Annotated in this window: 15 protein-coding genes and 2 pseudogenes; 9 read left to right on the top strand and 8 right to left on the bottom strand. The window is 66.6% G+C overall.

Annotated features, from left to right (window positions below):
• Window positions 1-11 precede the first annotated feature (11 nt).
• A complete protein-coding gene (gene prmB / locus ACFJI2_RS05605; protein ID WP_132138090.1) occupies window positions 12-899 on the top strand; it encodes a 50S ribosomal protein L3 N(5)-glutamine methyltransferase in 888 nt (295 codons plus the stop codon).
• Window positions 900-909: 10 nt separating this feature from the next.
• Window positions 910-2,904: an ATP-binding cassette domain-containing protein gene (locus tag ACFJI2_RS05600; RefSeq protein ID WP_377704112.1), complete on the top strand. Its 1,995-nt coding sequence runs from the start codon at window positions 910-912 to the stop codon at window positions 2,902-2,904.
• A gap of 60 nt (window positions 2,905-2,964) precedes the next feature.
• On the opposite strand, the gene ACFJI2_RS05595 is transcribed toward ACFJI2_RS05600, so the two are convergent.
• Complete coding sequence (locus ACFJI2_RS05595; RefSeq protein ID WP_377704111.1) at window positions 2,965-3,453, bottom strand: chemotaxis protein CheW; 489 nt, start codon at window positions 3,451-3,453, stop codon at window positions 2,965-2,967.
• 135 nt (window positions 3,454-3,588) lie between these two features.
• Between ACFJI2_RS05595 and ACFJI2_RS05590 the strand changes: the two are divergent.
• The 3 genes and pseudogenes from ACFJI2_RS05590 to arfB form a co-directional block, all read left to right on the top strand.
• Window positions 3,589-4,449, top strand: a pseudogene (locus ACFJI2_RS05590) (HDOD domain-containing protein); the annotation flags it as partial.
• A 168-nt stretch (window positions 4,450-4,617) separates the two neighbouring features.
• Window positions 4,618-5,706, top strand: a complete 1,089-nt coding sequence (locus ACFJI2_RS05585; RefSeq protein ID WP_377705799.1) for a CaiB/BaiF CoA transferase family protein — start codon at window positions 4,618-4,620, stop codon at window positions 5,704-5,706.
• Entirely contained in the window at window positions 5,703-6,095 is a 393-nt protein-coding gene (arfB, locus tag ACFJI2_RS05580) for an alternative ribosome rescue aminoacyl-tRNA hydrolase ArfB (protein ID WP_377704110.1), read from the top strand. The genes ACFJI2_RS05585 and arfB overlap by 4 nt, the downstream gene beginning before the upstream one ends.
• Before the next feature lie 110 nt (window positions 6,096-6,205).
• Here the strand turns inward: arfB and ACFJI2_RS05575 are convergent, their stop codons facing one another.
• The 3 genes from ACFJI2_RS05575 to ACFJI2_RS05565 form a co-directional block, all read right to left on the bottom strand.
• On the bottom strand, window positions 6,206-8,083 hold the full coding sequence (locus ACFJI2_RS05575; protein WP_377704109.1) for a flagellar assembly protein A: 1,878 nt from the start codon (window positions 8,081-8,083) through the stop codon (window positions 6,206-6,208).
• Between the two features lie 9 nt (window positions 8,084-8,092).
• Window positions 8,093-9,973, bottom strand: a complete 1,881-nt coding sequence (locus ACFJI2_RS05570) for a flagellar assembly protein A (RefSeq protein WP_377704108.1) — start codon at window positions 9,971-9,973, stop codon at window positions 8,093-8,095.
• Between the two features lie 185 nt (window positions 9,974-10,158).
• Complete coding sequence (locus ACFJI2_RS05565; protein ID WP_377704107.1) at window positions 10,159-10,521, bottom strand: hypothetical protein; 363 nt, start codon at window positions 10,519-10,521, stop codon at window positions 10,159-10,161.
• 178 nt (window positions 10,522-10,699) lie between these two features.
• On the opposite strand from ACFJI2_RS05565, the gene ompR reads away from it, so the two are divergent.
• From ompR to ACFJI2_RS05550, 3 genes are all read left to right on the top strand, one after another.
• Window positions 10,700-11,467: a two-component system response regulator OmpR gene (gene ompR, locus ACFJI2_RS05560; RefSeq protein ID WP_107875135.1), complete on the top strand. Its 768-nt coding sequence runs from the start codon at window positions 10,700-10,702 to the stop codon at window positions 11,465-11,467.
• Window positions 11,468-11,484: 17 nt separating this feature from the next.
• On the top strand, window positions 11,485-12,843 hold the full coding sequence (locus ACFJI2_RS05555; protein WP_377704106.1) for an ATP-binding protein: 1,359 nt from the start codon (window positions 11,485-11,487) through the stop codon (window positions 12,841-12,843).
• Window positions 12,844-12,918: 75 nt separating this feature from the next.
• The gene (locus ACFJI2_RS05550) at window positions 12,919-13,923 is read left to right on the top strand and encodes a diguanylate cyclase domain-containing protein (protein WP_377704105.1); all 1,005 of its coding nucleotides are present in this window, start codon (window positions 12,919-12,921) and stop codon (window positions 13,921-13,923) included.
• Here ACFJI2_RS05550 and ACFJI2_RS05545 read toward each other — a convergent pair.
• The 4 genes and pseudogenes from ACFJI2_RS05545 to ACFJI2_RS05530 all read right to left on the bottom strand — a co-directional run bounded on the left by ACFJI2_RS05545 (window position 13,899) and on the right by ACFJI2_RS05530 (window position 16,747).
• Window positions 13,899-14,480 carry a flavin reductase family protein gene (locus tag ACFJI2_RS05545; RefSeq protein WP_107875126.1) on the bottom strand — a complete coding sequence of 194 codons (582 nt, stop codon included), beginning with the start codon at window positions 14,478-14,480 and terminating at the stop codon, window positions 13,899-13,901. The two genes, ACFJI2_RS05550 and ACFJI2_RS05545, sit on opposite strands and share 25 nt — an antisense overlap.
• 16 nt (window positions 14,481-14,496) lie before the next feature.
• On the bottom strand, window positions 14,497-15,015 hold the full coding sequence (locus tag ACFJI2_RS05540) for a nuclear transport factor 2 family protein (RefSeq protein WP_377704103.1): 519 nt from the start codon (window positions 15,013-15,015) through the stop codon (window positions 14,497-14,499).
• A 36-nt stretch (window positions 15,016-15,051) separates the two neighbouring features.
• A pseudogene (locus ACFJI2_RS05535) lies at window positions 15,052-15,577 on the bottom strand (2,4-dienoyl-CoA reductase); the annotation flags it as partial.
• 177 nt (window positions 15,578-15,754) lie between these two features.
• On the bottom strand, window positions 15,755-16,747 hold the full coding sequence (locus ACFJI2_RS05530; protein ID WP_377704102.1) for a LacI family DNA-binding transcriptional regulator: 993 nt from the start codon (window positions 16,745-16,747) through the stop codon (window positions 15,755-15,757).
• 81 nt (window positions 16,748-16,828) lie between these two features.
• On the opposite strand from ACFJI2_RS05530, the gene ACFJI2_RS05525 reads away from it, so the two are divergent.
• On the top strand, window positions 16,829-17,728 hold the full coding sequence (locus ACFJI2_RS05525; protein ID WP_377704101.1) for a hypothetical protein: 900 nt from the start codon (window positions 16,829-16,831) through the stop codon (window positions 17,726-17,728).
• Window positions 17,729-17,736: the final 8 nt, after the last annotated feature.

The following is a 17,736-nucleotide window of genomic DNA, read 5'->3' as shown; positions in this document are numbered from 1 at the left end:
CGAGAATAATAATGACCACCTCCATCTTCACCACCCCGCGCGACCTGCTGCGCTACGCCGTCACCCGCTTCAACACCGCCAAGCTGTTCTTCGGCCATGGCAGCGTGGAAGCGCTGGACGAAGCGGCCTACCTGATCCTGCACACGCTCAAGCTGCCGCTGGACAAGCTGGACCCGTTCCTGGACGCGCGCCTGCTGCCGCAGGAGATCGACGCCGTGCTGGCCGTGATCGAGCGCCGCGCCACCGACCGCGTGCCGGCCGCCTACATCACCCGGGAAGCGTGGCTGGGTCCTTACAGCTTCTACGTGGACGAGCGCGCGCTGGTGCCGCGCTCCTTCATCGCCGAACTGATCCCGGATTACTTCTCGCCGTGGATGGTCGATCCCGAAGCCACCACCAACGTGCTGGAACTGTGCACGGGTTCCGGCTGCCTGGCCATCATGCTGGCCGAAGCCTTCCCGAACGCGCACGTGGACGCGGTGGACATTTCGAAGGACGCGCTGGACGTGGCCCGCATCAACGTGGACACCTACAAGCTGCAGGACCGCCTGACGCTGATCGAGTCCGACCTGTACGCCAACGTGCCCGACAAAAAGTACGACCTGATCATCACCAACCCGCCGTACGTGAACAGCGGTTCGATGGCCAAGCTGCCGCCGGAATACCTGGCCGAGCCGCAGATCGCCCTGGAAGGCGGCGCGGACGGCATGGACCTGGTGCGCAAGATCGTGGCCGGCGCCGCCGAGCGCCTGACCGACGAGGGCCTGCTGATCGTTGAAATCGGCAATGAGCGCGAATTCGCGGAGAAGGCCTTCGGCCACCTCGGCCTGACCTGGCTCACCACCAGCGCCGGCGACGACATGGTCTTCCTGCTGACCGCCGACCAGCTCAAACTGTAAAGAACGAACCATGATCCGCTTTATTCAAGTAAGCCTGATGCGCGGCGTGAAGCCGCTGCTGGAACAGGTCGATGTCACCCTCAACCCCGGCGACAAGATCGGCCTGATCGGCGCCAACGGCGCCGGCAAGTCCAGCCTGTTCGCCATGATGCGCGGCGAGCTGCACCCGGACCAGGGCGAGATCGACTTCCCGGCCAAATGGCGCGTCGCTTACGTTGCGCAGGAAACCCCGCCGCTGGAGCGCTGCGCGCTCGACTACGCCATCGACGGCGACGTGAACCTGCGCAAGCTGGAAGCGGAACTGGCGCGCCTGGAATCGGAACCGGCCACCAGCGAGAACGGCATCGCCATCGGCGAGATCTACAGCGCGCTGGCCGACGCCGACGCCTACACCGTGCAGTCGCGCGGCGAGCAGCTGCTGCTGGGCCTGGGCTTCACGCTGGACCAGATGCAGCTGCCGGTGGCCAGCTTCTCCGGCGGCTGGCGCATGCGCCTGAACCTGGCGCAGGCGCTGATGTGCCCTTCCGACCTGCTGCTGCTCGATGAACCGACCAACCACCTGGACCTGGACGCCATCATCTGGCTGGAAGACTGGCTCAAGCGCTACGCCGGCACCCTCATCATCATCTCCCACGACCGCGACTTCCTCGATGAAGTGGTAAACGTGGTGGTGCACATCGACGAGCGCAAGCTGAAGCGCTACTCGGGCAACTACTCGTCCTTCGAGCGCCAGCGCGCAGCGCAGATGATCCTGGCCGCCGGCGCGCTGGAAAAGCAGCAGCGCAAGCGCGCCCACCTGGAATCGTTCGTGAACCGCTTCAAGGCGCAGGCCTCGAAGGCACGCCAGGCGCAGAGCCGCATGAAGGCGCTGGCCAAGATGGAAGAGCTGGCGCCGCTGCGCGCCGCCGCCGAATTCTCCTTCGAATTCCGCGAGCCGCTGAGCGCACCGAACCCGCTGCTGGTGATGGAAGACGTGGATGCGGGCTACAAGATCGAGAACGAGAAGACCGGCGACATCACCACCAAGAGCATCGTCCACGGCATCAATTTCTCGCTGCAGATCGGCCAGCGCATCGGCCTGCTGGGCGTGAACGGCGCGGGCAAGTCCACGCTGATCAAGACCATCGCGGGCGAGCTGGCACCGCTGACCGGCGACGCCACCATGGGCAAGGGCCTGAACATCGGTTACTTCGCCCAGCACCAGGTGGAGATGCTGCGCCACGACGAATCGCCGCTGTGGCACCTGGCCAAGATCGCGCCGACGGTGCGCGAGCAGGAGCTGCGCAACTTCCTGGGCGGCTTCAACTTCCCGGGCACCATGGTCACCAGCTCGATCGCGCCGTTCTCCGGCGGCGAAAAGGCGCGCCTGGCGCTGGCGCTGATCGTGTGGCAGCGCCCCAACCTGCTGCTGCTCGATGAACCGACCAACCACCTGGACCTGGAAACGCGCGAAGCGCTGACCGAGGCGCTGGCGCAGTTCGAAGGCACGCTGGTGGTGGTATCGCACGATCGCCACCTGCTGCGCGCCACCACCGACCAGTTCATCATCGTCGCGGACGGCAAGCTGCAGCCCTTCGACGGCGACCTGGACGACTACAAGGACTGGCTGTTCCAGACCAAGCTGGGCAAGGGCACCGACGTGCTGCCGGCGGCGGGCAAGGCCAACAAGACCGACTTCCCGGTGGCTTCGCCGGTGGCGCCTCCCGTGTCCACCGTCAACAGCAAGGACCAGAAGCGCCTGGACGCCGAACAGCGCCAGAAGCTGTCCGCGCTGCGCAAGCCGATCGAGAACAAGATCAAGCGCCTGGAAGAGCAGATCGCCAAGCGCAATGCGCAAAAGGCGGAAGTGGACGCGGCGCTGGGCGACAGCGCCATCTACGACGCGGCCAACAAGGCCAAGCTGAAAACCCTGCTGACCGACCAGGCCTTCTACACCAAGGACCTGGGCCAGCTGGAGGGCGAGTGGCTGGAGTTGCAGGAACAGCTGGAGGCGCTGGCGGCGTAGTGTTGGCGGGTTACGCGCTACCGCGCTAACCCGCCCTACCGTTTGCCCTCGTAGGGCGGGTTAGCGCACAGCGCGTAACCCGCCGAAGCCGGCGCGCCGTATCGACATCAGCTTGTCGATATCCACCACGATCAGGCGCCGTCCGGCCTGCGTGGTCCCCACCCCCAGCAGATAATCCACATCGGCCGCCAGCCCCGGCATGGGCTGGATGCTGCCCTGGGCCAGCGTGACGATATCGGTCACGCCATCGGTCACCATCCCCATCACGCAATCCGTCAGCTTGAGGATGATCACATCCGTGCGCGGGTCGTGCACAGGCGGGCGCGGGCCGAAGGCGATGCGCATGTCCACGATAGGCATGATCACCCCGCGCGACACCGCCACGCCGCTGATCACCTCACCGTCGGCCGAAAAGCGCTCCAGCGCGGTCAGCGGGCGCAGCTCCTGCACGTTGCGGTAGTCCAGCGCATATTCCAATCCGCCCAAGCGAAAGCTCAGGTACTGGCGCAGCCCGGCGTCGGCAGCGCCCTGCAAGGTAGAGGATTGCATGATGATCCTTTCACGGTGGGATGACGCGTGCACCATCCTACCCGGCGCGGCTAGCGCAAGTGTTGATTGCAGTCAAGTTTGCTGACACAACACCATCCCCCGCAGCGCGTGGCAAACGCAAGCCAACCCGCTACAATGGGACGCGCTCCTCCCACCCGATTTGAAAGCACCCCTATGTACCTGTGGCTCAAGCGTTTGATCGGCGGCGCCGGCCCGCGCACCGCGTCTTCCTCCGCGCCCCCCGCGCCCAGCCAGCCGCCTGCCACCGCGCCCGTGGCCCCGGCCACGCCTGCGCCAACGCCGATGCCAGCCGCCCACTCAGCACCGGCCGCGCCATCCGCGCCCACATTCGAGCAGAAAGACCTGCTCAACACCCGCTACAACCGCTGGCTGTTCAGCGCGGACCACGAAGACACGCTGGAAACAAGCGAGGCCGAGAAGCGCATCCTACAAGCGCTGTCCGGCATCGCCAGCTCGCCCACCTCGGGCGCGGACCTGATGCGCCGCATGCCCGGCCTGATCCCGCAGTTGCTGCAAAGCCTGCGCAGCGAACACTTCGCCGGCGCCGACATCGCCCGCAAAATCTCCAGCGACGTGGTGCTGGTGGCCGCCGTCATCCGCCTGGCCAACGGCGCCATGCTGCCAGGCGCACCCGCCATTACCAGCGTGGAGCACGCCGTCATCGTGATCGGCCAGGAGGGCCTGCGCCAGCTCATCACCACGGTGGCCTTCAAGCCCATCATCGACCTCAATTCCGGCCATTACACCAAACTGCTGGCGCCGCGCATCTGGGACCAGTCCGAGCGTTGCGCCGCCGCCAACCGTGCGCTGGCCGCACCGCTGGGCGTGGAACCGTTCGACGCCTTCCTGGCCGGCCTGGTGCAGAACGCCGGCCTGCTGGTATCGCTGCGCATGATGGACCAGGCGGCCGGCGACGCCAAAGACCTCGGCAGCCCCATGTTCTGCGCCCAGCTGCTGCGCAGCGCGCGCCAGGTGTCCGCCGCCATCGCGCAGGACTGGAACTTCCCGCCCTCCATCACGCAAGCGATCCGCGAACTGGACGCCCTGCAGAAAAGGCGCCGCCCTGTCACCCATGGGACACCTGCTGTCGCTGGGCGACTACCAGAGCAAGACAGCCATCCTCGAAGAACAAGAGACACTCCAATGACACAGCAAGATCCATCCCTGCCGCTGGCCGGCATCCGCGTCCTCGACCTCACCCGCCTGCTGCCCGGCCCCGCCGCCACCATGCAGCTGGCCGACCTGGGCGCCGACATCATCAAGATAGAAGACCCCGGCCCAGGCGACTACGCGCGCGCCATGGGTCCTGTGCGCAAGGAAGTCTCGCAGTTCTTCGTGGCCGTCAACCGGGGCAAGCGCTTCGTGCGCCTGGACCTGAAGGACGCCGCCCAGCGCGAGCAGCTGCTCGCCATGGTGGAGCAGGCGGACGTGCTGGTGGAAAGCTTCCGGCCCGGCGTGATGGACAAGCTGGGCCTGGGCTGGGACGTGCTGCGCGCGCGCAATCCCAAGCTGGTGATGTGCGCCATTTCCGGCTACGGCCAGGACGGCCCCTACGCCATGCTGGCCGGGCACGACATCAACTACATCGGCTACGCCGGCATGCTGGACCAGAACGCCGGCCCGGACGGGCGCCCCGCCCTGCCCAACCTGCAGGTGGGCGACCTGCTGGGCGGCGCCCAGACAGCACTGCAAGGCATCCTGGCGGCGCTGGTTGCGGTGAAGATGGGCGGCATCGGGCGCTTCGTGGACGTGTCGATGACGGACGCGGTCTTCGCCAACAACATCATGCCGCTGGTGGCGGTCAACAACGGCGGCGACGCCGCGCCGGGACGCGACCTGCTGACCGGCGGCGTGCCCTGCTACAACGTGTACCGCACCAGCGACGGCCGCTACATGGCGGTGGGCGCGCTGGAGCTGAAGTTCTGGCAGGGCTGCTGTGACGTGCTGCAGCGCCCGGACCTGAAGACGCGCCACTGGCAGCTGGGCCAGCAGGTGGGCGGCGCGGACGCGCTGGCGGTGCAGGCGGAGCTGGATGCCATCTTCGCGCAGCGCACGCTGGCGCAATGGACCGAAGCGTTCGCGGGCAGCGACTGCTGCGTGTCGCCCATCCTGCGCACCAGCGAGGCGCTGGCGCATCCGCTGTTCCAGGCACGCGGCATGGCGGCGCGCGCCCTGCATGAGAGCGAGGGCGAGTACTGGTCGGCGGCCGGGCCGCTCAAGTTCAAGGCATGAACGTCAATCCCGACGAGGTGGAGTTCAGCGCCATCCGGGCGCAAGGGCCGGGCGGACAGAATGTGAACAAGGTGTCGAACGCGGTGCATGCGCGCTTTGACATTGGTGCGTCCTCGCTGCCGGAGGCTATCAAGCAGCGGCTGTTTGCGCTGCGCGACACACGCATTACCAAGGAAGGCGTGGTGGTGCTCAAGGCGCAGCAGGCGCGCAGCCTGGAGGCGAACAAGGAAGAGGCGCTGCGGCGCCTGCAGGAGCTGGTCGACAGCGTGGCAGTGCTGGCCAAGCCGCGACGCCCGACACGGCCCACGCGCAGCTCGCAGCGCAAGCGGCTGGATGGCAAGACCAGGGACGCCGCCGTGAAGAAGCTGCGCGGGAAGGTGGATATGTGAGGGCCGCAGGCGGCGCTGCGGCGGGTTACGGCTGCACCTGACCCGCCCCACGGGCTGCCACGTTGCGGTGACCGTAGGGCGGCTTAGCGCGCAGCGCGTAAGCCGCCAAGCTACGCCGGCGGCAAGGACGGTGAATTTGCGGCCCAGTCCACCGAGCCGCTGCTGCCGGCGAAAATGGCTGCCACGCCGGAGGTGCTGCCGCGCAGCCGGGCCTTGATCTCCTTGGCAGGCCGGTCGTACGGCGCCCCCAGGTCCGGATTGAACTTCATCTCGCGCGCAATGGTGTCGCCGGTCACCAGCCGCACCGTGCAGCGCCCGTGGCCGATCACGGTTTCCTTCTGCTTGCGCACCAGCGCCGCCTGCTCCAGCGCCACGGCCTCCTGCGCCCTGGCCTCCTTCACGCTGAGCGAGAGCTTGCCCACCTGGCGCAGCGCCGGTCCCACCGACACGGCCATCTTCTGGAACAGCGCCAGCTGCTCGGGCGTGAGCATCACTTCCTGCTTGCGCACGCTGGTGGCCAGCGTCAGGTAGTTGCGCAGCTCGGGCTCGCTGGTCATTGCATCCAGCTCCGCCTTGAACTTCTGTGCCTGCGCGCCGAAGCGCCCGGCGCGCTCGGTGTGCTCGGCGATGCCCAAGTCATACTTGGCCGTATCGGGCACCAGCGGAAACAGCAGCATCTCGGTCTGCCGGCGCGGCCCCGCGCTGCCCACTTCGATGCGCCGGGCCGCGATGGCGCAGCCCTCGGCGGTCTTGATCAGCACCTCGTCCGCGATGATTTCGCAGTTGCTGGCTTCGCCGATCACCACCCGCGTGCCCGAGATGACACAGCTCTCGGCCCGCCCCAGCACCACCTCGCCCAGCTTGGTCTGGATCACCGCGCCCGAAGCCACGCCCTTCACCGCCACGTTGCCGCCCGCGTTGACTGCGCTGCCGCCCACCAGGTTGCGCTGCAGCGCGATGTTGCCGCCGCGCGAAACGATGTTGCCGAACACGTCGCCGTGGATCGTGATGTTGCCACCCTCGACCAGGCGCTGCTCCTGCACCTCGCCGAATTCCTCGTACTCGCCGGTCAGCTGCAGGTTGCCGGTGGTGCGCACGCTGACGCCCTCGCGGCTGATGATCTTGGGGCCGATGGACATCTTCTTGCTGCCGTCGATGCTGATAAAGCCTTCCACCGCCGACACCAGGTACTCCACGCCGCCCGACTGCTCCAGCATGGTGCCCTCGCCGGCCACGCTGCTCAGTTCCACGTCGCGCGGCGCGGCCGGTTCCAGCGGAATGCCGGACAGCTCGTAGCCGCGCAAGCCCGGTGAGCTCGGCACCTTCTTGAGCAGCTTCACGCCCGGCTGCACCTGCGGAAAACGGTTCTGGAAGGTGTGCAGGTCGAAGCGGCCGTTGGCCGTCTCGCGCGGCGCGTTGCTGCGGTGGATGCTCTGCGATACCTCGACAATGGCCGCGTCGCGCCCCGGCGTGGCGGCCAGCTTGCGCGCCGCGATCAGCCGCACCACGCGGCCGGCGGCGATGGTGGCCTTGACGGCCGGCGCGTCGATGCCGAAGCGGATGCCCTTGACCCACATGTCGGCCACGAATTCATCGAAGTTCAGGCGCGCCGGCTCGGGCGGCAGGTCGGGAACGTTGATGAATACCGGCTCGAAGTAGTACTCCGCCTCGCCGTTGACGATGCGCACCGATTTATACAGCTCGCGCCGGTGCGCAGGGAACGGCTCCACGCTGCCGGCAAAGCGCACCAGTGGCTGGTCCTTGAGGTTCTGCGGCAGCTCGGCGCCCACGCCGTACAGCATGCGGATGAACACCGCATAGTCCAGCCCCGCGAAATAGGCGCCCGCCAGGAAGAAGTGGTTCGCGCCGGCCACGCAGGCCGCCTGCGACGCGCCGCCCTTGAAGTAGACGCCGTCCGCGCGCTTGACGATGGACGACGGCAGCTCGCCTTCCGCTGCTACTTCTGCGGCCTGGACGTCGTTCTGCACCACGCCTCCTTATTCCGGCTCGACGCTATAGGTCCAGTCCAGCGACCCGAGGGAGTCGGAGAACAGGCTCTCGTAGCCCACGTGCGGCCCGCGCAGGAGGGCCTTGCCGTCCTTGGGCGCCATCTGGCTGGCGGCCGGCGCGCCCTCTTTCAAGGGCATGCTGCGCACCAGCGTTTCACCCGCCACCATCTGGATCTTACACCCGGCCAGGCCGTTCGACGCCAGCTTCTGCTTGCGCAGCTCCTCGATCTGGGCGCGCCGCACCATCTGCTGCGACTCGGCCGCTTTCATCTTCTGCAGCAAGTGGCCCACGGTCTTGAGCTGCGGCTCGACGGCGGCCGCCATCTTCTTCAGCTGCGGCGCCTGCTCGGGCGTCAAGGTCAGTTCGCCCTTGCGCATCTGCGCGGTCAGCGTCATGTAGCCGCGCACTTGCGGGATGGAGGTGATCTGCTCGGCCTCGTCGCGGAACTGCTGGCGCAGCTGCTCCAGCGCGTCGATCTTGGCCGCCAGGTCGGCGATTTCACCGTTGATCGGCCCCATGTCGGGCACCTGCACCAGCACCAGCATTTCGCTTTGCTTGCGCGGCCCGGCGCTTTCAATGTCGATGCGGCGCGCCGCCACGGCGCAGCCTTCGGCCATGCCTATCTTCACTTCGTCCGCCAGGATCTCGCAGTTGGAGGCTTCCTCGATGATGACCCTGGTGCCGACGATGACGCAGCTCTCGGCGCGTCCGGCTATCCTGATCTCGCCGTCGCGCGTACGCAGGGTGGAGCCGGAGGCCACTCCCTTGACCTTGATATCGCCCTTGACGTTGTAGGCGCTGCCGCCCACCAGGTTGGCGCCGAGGACGATGGTGCCGCCGGTGGAATTGATGTTGCCGAACACGTTGCCGCGTATGGTGATGTCGCTGCCGTCCACGGCGCGCAGTTCCTGCACGTCGCCGAATTCCTCGAAGGCGCCGGCCAGCGCCAGGTTGCCCGTGGTGCGCCCGCTCACGCCTTCGCGGCTGACGATCTTGTCGCGCACGGCGATCTTGCCGCTCTTGGCGTCCACGTCCAGGAAGCCATCCTGCGCGGCCACCAGGAACTCGCCGTCCGGCGTGTTCTCGATGACGGTGCCGTCGCCCACCCAGCGGCGGAAGTCCAGGTCGCTGGGCGGCTGCGGCAGCAGCGCCGTGCCGGCCATCTCCAGGCCCGGCGCGCCCGGTTCGCCGGGCACTTTCTTCAGCAGGCGCATGCCCTGCCGGATCTGCGGGAAGCGGTTCTGGAAGCTGTTCAGGTCCACGCGGCCGTCGGCTTTTTCGCGCGGCGCGTCGCTGCGGTGCAGGTCCTGCGACACTTCCACCACGTGCGCATCGATGCTCTTGCCCGGCTCCAGCCGGCGCGCCACGGTGCTGCGGTCGCCGCGCGAGGCGGCAATGCCGGCCTTGACGCTCTTGACGTCGATGCCGAAGCGGATGCCCTTGGTCCACATGTCGGCCACGAACTCGTCGAAGTCCAGCTTGACGGGGCGCTCGGGGATCAGGGTGCCGTCCGGCAGTTCCACGGCATCCAGGAACAGCGGCTCGAACACGTATTCGGCGATTTCCTTGTCCATTTTCACAGCACGGTACAGCGCGCGGCGCTGCAAGTCGAACGTGCTGATGGCGTCTGCGATGCGTATCAGCGCCTCGCCGGGGCGGCCGGGCGGCAGCGGCGGTCCGACGTTGAACAGGGCCTTGGTGAAGACGGCATAATCGAGCCCGGCGAGAAAGGCGCCGGCCGAGAATATCTGGTTAATCGCCGCCACGAACACCGGCCCCTGCAAGGATGCGTCCAGATACACCCCGTCCGGGCGCTGGATCAGGCCATGGGGCAATGCTGTCGCCGCAGCGTCTGCTACTTTGTCCACCACAAATCTCCTCCAGACCTACGCCAAATGCCGGCCCAGTGGTTCAGACTGGCGGCCGGCATTCTCTCAAGTAACCAATGTTACACGCAAGTCAAGAAAGGCAGGGAATTTTCGATACGTTGATGCGTCTATGCTACGCCGTATGATGCACCGCGAAGCAGAAGGTGCAGCCAGACTGACTCAGATCAACGGCGGGGAGGCAAAGCGTAGACTTCGGCGCCCGCTTCGTTGATCTGACGGCGCAGGTCACGGCGCTCGTCGGCCGTCATGCGGACCCGGCGCGACGCTTCGGCATTGTTGGTGCTATCCTGAAGCATGCGGCGGCGCTCTTCGGCACGCGCTTCCATGTCGCGCTGTGCGCGTTCGCGGTCTTCATTACGGTTGCGGTCGCTGCGCTCTTCCTTGCGCTGCGGCGGATTATCGGGACCGGAGGCAAGCGCCGGCACAGCGGCGCCCAGCAGCGTACAGACGGCCAGCGCTCCCACGGAAGCGCGGACCAGCTTGGACGCTTGGCGCGCCGCGTTCAGTTTGTCGGGATGCTTGTTCATGGTATTCCTCTGTAGCTTTACTGCCATGCGCCCAGTGTATGGACATTTCCCCACGGGGGTAAGACCAATTGGGTAAAGTTTGTAACAGTTTGTAATGGGTTGGCACGGACGTTTGCCTGCGGCGAATATGACGTTACCATAGCAACATAATTAAGACAATTCTGACAGCATGACAACTATGACTTCGACTGATTCCAGCAACAGCCCCAGCTCCGCCCACAGCGGCGGCCATCAAGCCAAGATCATGGTGGTGGATGACGACGTCCGCCTGCGCGACCTGCTGCGCCGCTACCTCACGGAACAGGGCTTCAATGTGTTCACGGCGGAGAACGCCACGGCCATGAACAAGCTGTGGCTGCGCGAGCGCTACGACCTGCTGGTGCTGGACCTGATGCTGCCCGGCGAGGACGGCCTGTCGATCTGCCGCCGCCTGCGCGGCGCCGGCGACCAGACCCCCATCATCATGCTGACCGCCAAGGGCGAGGACGTGGACCGCATCGTCGGCCTGGAGATGGGTGCGGACGACTACCTGCCCAAGCCCTTCAACCCGCGTGAACTGGTGGCCCGCATCGGCGCCGTGCTGCGCCGCAAGCAGCCCGACGAGATTCCGGGCGCGCCGTCGGAAACCCCGCAGACCTTCGAATTCGGCCAGTTCGTGCTGGACCTGGGCACGCGCACGCTGAAGAAGAACGGCGAAACCGTGCCGCTGACCACCGGCGAATTCTCGGTGCTGAAAGTGTTCGCGCGCCACGCGCGCCAGCCGCTGTCGCGCGAGAAGCTGATGGAACTGGCGCGCGGGCGCGAATACGAAGTGTTCGACCGCAGCCTGGACGTGCAGATCTCCCGCCTGCGCAAGCTGATCGAGCCGGACCCATCGAGCCCGCTGTACATCCAGACCGTGTGGGGCCTGGGCTATGTGTTCATTCCGGAGGGCCAGCCGCGCTAGCTTGCCGGTAGCGTCGCATGAAACTGTCCCGCTATTTCCAACTGTCGTCGCTGAAGAGCGGGCTGTTCTGGCGCACCTTTCTGCTGATGGGCGTGCTCACCACGCTCAGCATGTCGGCCTGGGTGGGCCTGGTGAGCGTGCTGCAGCGCGAGCCGCAGGTGCAGCAGATCTCGGCCCAGGTGATCTCCGTGGTCACCATCACCCACGCCGCCCTCACCCACTCGGCGCCCGAGCTGCGGCGCGAGCTGCTGTTCGAGCTGGTGTCGAACGAGGGCATCCGCGTGTTCACGCTGGAGGACGACGACGAAGTCGAGCCGCCGCCCGCCAATTCCCTGATGCCCGACATCGAAGCGCTGGTGAAAGCCAAGCTGGGCGCCGACACGCGCTTTTCGCGCAGCGTGAACGGCATGCCGGGCTTCTGGGTCAGCTTCAATATCGGCGAGGACCGCTACTGGCTGATGCTGGAGCGCGAGCGCATCCGCGGCATGACCGGCATCCAGTGGCTGGGCTGGGCCAGCGTGGTGTCGGTGGTGTCGCTGCTGGGTGCGGCGCTGATTTCCAGCCTGATCAACCGTCCGCTGGCGCGCCTGACCGCCGCCACGCGCGAGCTGGCCGAAGGCCGCCGCCCGGACAAGCTGCCGGAAAAAGGCCCGGCCGAAATCATCCAGGCCAACCGCAGCTTCAACCAGATGGTGGAAGACCTGCAGCAGATCGAGTCCGACCGCGCCGTGATCCTGGCCGGCATCTCGCACGACCTGCGCACGCCGCTGGCGCGCATGCAACTGGAAGTGGAGATGGCCAACCTGTCGAACGAGGCGCGCGAAGGCATCCAGTCCGACATCGGCCAGATGGACGCCATCATCGGCCAGTTCCTCGATTTCGCCAAGCCGACCGAGGCCTCCACCTTCACCACGGTGGACATGACGGCGCTGCTGGAAGAAACCGCGCACGAGGCGGCCCGCCTGCAGGATGTACGCATTACCACCGATATCGCCGACAGCGCCACGGTGCTGGGCAACCCGACCGACCTGAAACGGGTGCTGAACAACCTGATCGAAAACGCGCGCCGCTACGGCAAGACGCCGGACACCGACTACACCGAGATCGACATCAAGTGCAGCGTGAAGGGCATGCACACCTTCAAGCGCGTGACGATAGAGGTGCAGGACCACGGCGCGGGCGTGCCGGACGACCAGATCCAGGCACTGCTGAAACCCTTCACGCGCCTGGACAGCGCGCGCGGCCAGGCCAACGGCGCCGGCCTGGGGCTGGCCATCGTGGACCGCGTGCTGCTGCGCCACGGCGCGGAACTGCAGGTGCGCAACCGCGATGGCGGCGGCCTGCTGTTCCAGATCACCATGAAGGTGATGGCCTAGGCCCAGGCTCGGGCTAGGCGCCCGGCCCATCAAGCATACCCCTTGCCGCCTGCCGGCATGTGGCTATAATTCTGCATGCCCGAAAATACCCTCTCCCGCCCAGCCGCCGCCGTCGCGCCCCTGTCCAACCTGTGGGGCCGCGTGATCGGCCTGGCCAACCTGGGCCTGGCGGTGATCGACTCGAAACACCGCATCGTGCTGTGGAACCAGTGGATGGCCAGCCATTCCGGCCTGTCCGCCAGCCGGGTGCAGGGCAGCGACCTGTTCGAGCTGTTCGAGGATCTGCGCGGCCAGCGCATCGAGCAGGCCGTGCACAGCGCGCTGCAGAACGGCACCGCCGCCAGCCTGCCGCATGGCCTGCACCGCGCGCCCTTCCCGCTCTACCCGTCCGGCACCTGGGGCGGCGAGCGCATGGAGCAGGCGGTGTCGGTGACGCCGTTCACGGAGGGCAAGGAGAAATACTGCCTGATCGAAGTGAGCAACGTGAGCAGCACCATGGGCCGCGAGCGCCAGTTGCGGGTGCAGGCTGAGGCGCTGCGCGCGCAATCCTACGTGGACGGCCTGACCGGCATCGCCAACCGCCGCCACTTCAACGTGGCGCTCAGCCGCGAGCTGAAACGCGCCAGCCGCAACGACACGCCGCTGTCGCTGCTGCTGATGGATATCGATTCCTTCAAGGCCTATAACGACCACTTCGGCCACCAGCAGGGCGACGCCTGCCTGACGCTGGTGGCGGAAGCCTTCGCCGCTACGCTGCAGCGCCCAGCCGACCTGGCGGCGCGCTACGGCGGCGAGGAATTCGCAGCCGTGCTGCCGGACACCGACCTGGCGCAGGCGCAGATCGTGGCCGAAGCCATCCGCGCGCGCGTGGCCGCGCTCGACGTGCCGCACGCGCCGGCCGCCATGCATCCCAACGTCACGCTCAGCATCGGCGTGGCCACCTTCAGCAAGACGGAACTAAGCGACGCCGCCGCCATGCTGGGCGCGGCCGACCGCGCGCTGTACGTGGCCAAGAAGGCCGGCCGCAACTGCGTCATCGTCGGCACGCCGCCCGATCAGGCCCCGTCGTCCGCGACGTGAGCTTCGCCGGTGGCATAGAACTGGCCGCCCGCGACGTAATGCAGGCTGCGCCAGCACGGATCGGCCGACTCGAATTTCCAGTGCCCGTTCTCGAAGGCGCGCGTGTCCGCCCACGCGCCCACCACTTCGCCGATGTACAGGTCGTACGTGGCCTGGTTGTGCGGCTCGGGGATCACCTTGCACGCCAGCCAGGCCGAGCAGCCCGCCACGAAGGGCAAATCGTGGCCCGGGATGCTGAACAGGTTCGCGCTGGCGCGCGCCAGCTTGTCCGGCGTGTCCGCCATGCTGCTGGTCCCCACCTGGTGGGTCAGGCGCAGCTGCGCCACGGTGGGCACCTGGATCACGAACATGCCGCTCCCGTCCACCAGCGCGCGCGTGCCGGTGGCCTTGTCCAGCACCACCGTCAGCTTGGGCGGCGAGAAGTCCAGCGCGCAGGCCCAGGCGGCGGCCATCACGTTGTCCACGCCGCCGTGGCGGGCCGACACCAGCACCGTGGGACCGTGGTTGATCAAGCGGTAGGCCTTCTGCAGCTCCACCGGTGCGATATGGCTATCCAATTGCTTCCTTTCCGTCCTAGCCTGGCGGGTAGTGCGCGGACCACACCACGCTGAAGATCTTCCATTTGCCGTCGCGCTTGACCATGTTCCAGCTCTCGACGCCGTAGTTGCTCACCTTGTTCTCGCGCAGGAATTCGTAGTCGAACACCACCCAGGCCACATGGCCGTCCTGCGTGATCTTCACATTGTAGAACTTCTCCTGCAGCGGCACCTTGGTGTTGGCGATGAGGCGCGCGAAACTGCGGTAGCCGGCACCGTCCATGCCGTCGTCGTTCACGTCCGTCGTCTCGCGGCTCTTCCTGACGTATTCATCGGAAGCCGGCGACGTGAACAGGATATGCGGGTTGAGCACCAGCGCCGACAGCCGTTTCGCGTCTTTCGCGATGATGGCGGCCTGGAATTCCTCGGTGACCCGGGTGATGGCCTTGATGTCTTCGGGGCTGCCGGCGGGCGCAGGCGGCTGAGCGTAAATGGCGGCGCTGGCCAGCAGCGCGGCGGCGCCAAGCGCTGCCCGGCGGAAGAAGGAATGGGTCATGGCGTATTGAGTAATTTACAAGAACGCCATCATATCTCAGGAAGGCCGTGCGCGCTGCGCCATCAAGTTGCGGTACTGGCGCGCGCGGAACAGGTTGCCGATCTGCTGCACCACCAGCGCGCGCAGCGGCGACACCTGGGGATGGGGCGCCTTGCCGTGACTGAGTTTGCGCAGCTGGAATTTGACGGCCGCCATATTCGCCAGCGAGGCCAGCGTCTTGTTCTTCCACGCGATGGGCGGCAAGGCTGGCGCATCATCCTTGCCGGCGCGCCAGTCGCGCGGCAGGTGGGGCACGATGGCCAGCGCCGTGCCAATGCCGACCATGCCTACCCGAACCACCCCAGGCGCCCGCACGCCGGTTGCTCAGCGGCGAAAGGAACTGGCTGAGCAAATAGCCGTGGGCCGCGTGGACCTCCACGCCGGTGAAGCCGGCCTGCTCGCCCAGCCGCGCGGTGACCGCGAAGCGCCAGATCACGTCGGCAATCACCTCCTCCGTCATCGCGAAGGGCGTGTTGAAATGCCTACGCGCCGGAGGCGGAATGGATACTGGCGCTGGAGCAGGCACGCGCGGACGCTTGACCTTCAAGCCGGCTTCAAGCTTACAGAGCTTGAAGTTAAATCTTGAGAGAGGTCATTGATGGACAAGCGATACACGCAGGTTGCCGGCGCCGCTGCCGCACAGCGGCACGAAATGCGCATCCCGCGTGCCGCCGCAGCCGCTGCGAAATGCGGCATGGGCTCAGTTCCGGTTCATGGTGGAAGCGCGCAGGATCAGTTGCGGTTCGATCGCGGTGCAGTGGTCGGCCGCCTTGCCGTCGATGATGGCAAGCAGTTTCTCCATCGCCGCCACGCCCATGCGCTCGCTCTGCAGGTCCACCGAGGTGAGCGCAGGCGAACTGTAGCTGCCGAACTGGATATTGTCGAAGCCGGCCACCGAGATCTCGGCAGGCAGGCGGAAGCCCAGTGTCTGCGCTGCCTTCATGAAGCCCAGCGCCATCAGGTCGTTGTAGCAGATCAGTGCATCGGGATGTTCGCCGCTCAGCATGATGGACGAGCACATGCGCTCGCCTTCGGCGGACGATGGCGCAGTGCTGTCGAATACGGTCAGCTCCATGCCGTGCGCGGCCAGGCATTCCTTGACGCCGGCCCTGCGCTCCTCGTCGCGGCGCGACCGGGAAAAGCCCAGGTAGGCAATGCGGCGGTGGCCTTGCGTGAGCAGGTGGCGCGTGAGCATGTAGGCGCCGCGGTGGTCGTCGCTGGTCACGGCGGGCACGGCCAGCTCGCTCAGGCGGCCGAAGCACACCAGCGGCCGGTCCATGTCCGCCAGCCAGCGCAAATCCGATTCGGCCAGGCGCGAGAAGACGAGCATGCCGTCCACCCGGCGGCTCAGCGCTTCCAGCATGGGACGCTCACGTTCCGGGCTTTCCTCGGTGTCGATCAGCAGCACCGTGTAGCCATGCGCCTGCGCCACGCGGTTGGCCCCTTTCACAATGCTGGTGAAATGCGGGTTGGTGATGTCCAGCACGGACAGGCCGACGGTCTTGGTGCGCCCGGTGATCATGGACTGCGCCAGCGGATTGGAGCGGTATCCCAGTTCCGCGATCACGCGCTTGATGGTGTCTTCCACCGGCGGGGAAAAGCGCTGCGCGCCGTTGACGAACTTGGACACAGTGGCAGTCGATACGCCTGCGGCAGCAGCGACGTCGCGTATGGTCGGAACACTTTTCTTCATGTGGCAGTCAGCGCTGTATGCTTGCACGAAAGGAAGACGATCTTATCACGGCGCCAAGCCATATCTGCTAGTCTTGCAGCCATGACGATGCAAAGAATGAAGCTGGCCGCTGCCGCCGCCATCGCCGCGCTGGGCGCCTGGGGCGTGATGCAGCACGGCGCCAACCGGACACCGGCGCCAGCCGGCGCGCCGGCCCATGCTGCTGCGCAACCGGTCCCCGGCAACGGTAACAACAGCGGTAACAACAACAGCAACAACAGCTGGTTCAGCGCGCTCGGCAGCGCGCCGCTCGCCGGGACCGTGCCGGCCGATCCCGTGCCGCTGGCGCAGCAGGTCGATACGCTGGCGGCCAGCGGCACGCCGGAAGACAAGTACCGGGCCTACAACCTCATTGACGACTGCATGACCTTCCAGAGGCTGGGCACGCTGCCCTTCCTGCATTTCCCGGACGCGCGTGACATGACCGGCGCGGAGAAAGCTGCGGAAGCGAAGGTCTGCACCAGCCTGACCGAGCTGCATCGGCGCGCGCGCATCGAGTATCTGGCGGCGGCCGCCAGGGCCGGGGTGATGGGCGCGGACACCGCCTTCATGGTGGCTGGCCCGTTCGGCGACCGCGACGCCCTGAACACGCGGCCGGACGATCCGCTGGTGATCGAATGGAAGCAGCAGGCGCTGGAGCAATTGACCAGGCAAGCCATGAATGGGGACCTGGGCAGCCTGAACACGCTGTGGACCGGCCACCTGAGCGGCTGGCTCGCCATCCCCAAAGATCCGGTGCTGGCCTACACCTACCACAGCGCCTTGCAGCGCATCGACCAGCAGCAAAACCCCCACGTGGCAGACGGCCCGTACAGCGGCAATATGTTCGCCTTCCTGAAGGACAATCTCACGCCGGAGCAGATCGCCGCCGCCAACGCGCAGGCGGAACGCATCGCGCAGAATTTCCGCCAGCGGCTGGAAACGCAAAAGGCCCGGCAGTAAGCAAGTTC

The organism is Pseudoduganella sp. UC29_71 (genome assembly GCF_042693265.1).
Classification (GTDB): Bacteria; Pseudomonadota; Gammaproteobacteria; order Burkholderiales; family Burkholderiaceae_D; genus Rugamonas.
The sequence above is the reverse complement of the archived record's forward strand: the minus strand, read 5'-3'. Positions and strand labels throughout refer to the sequence as shown.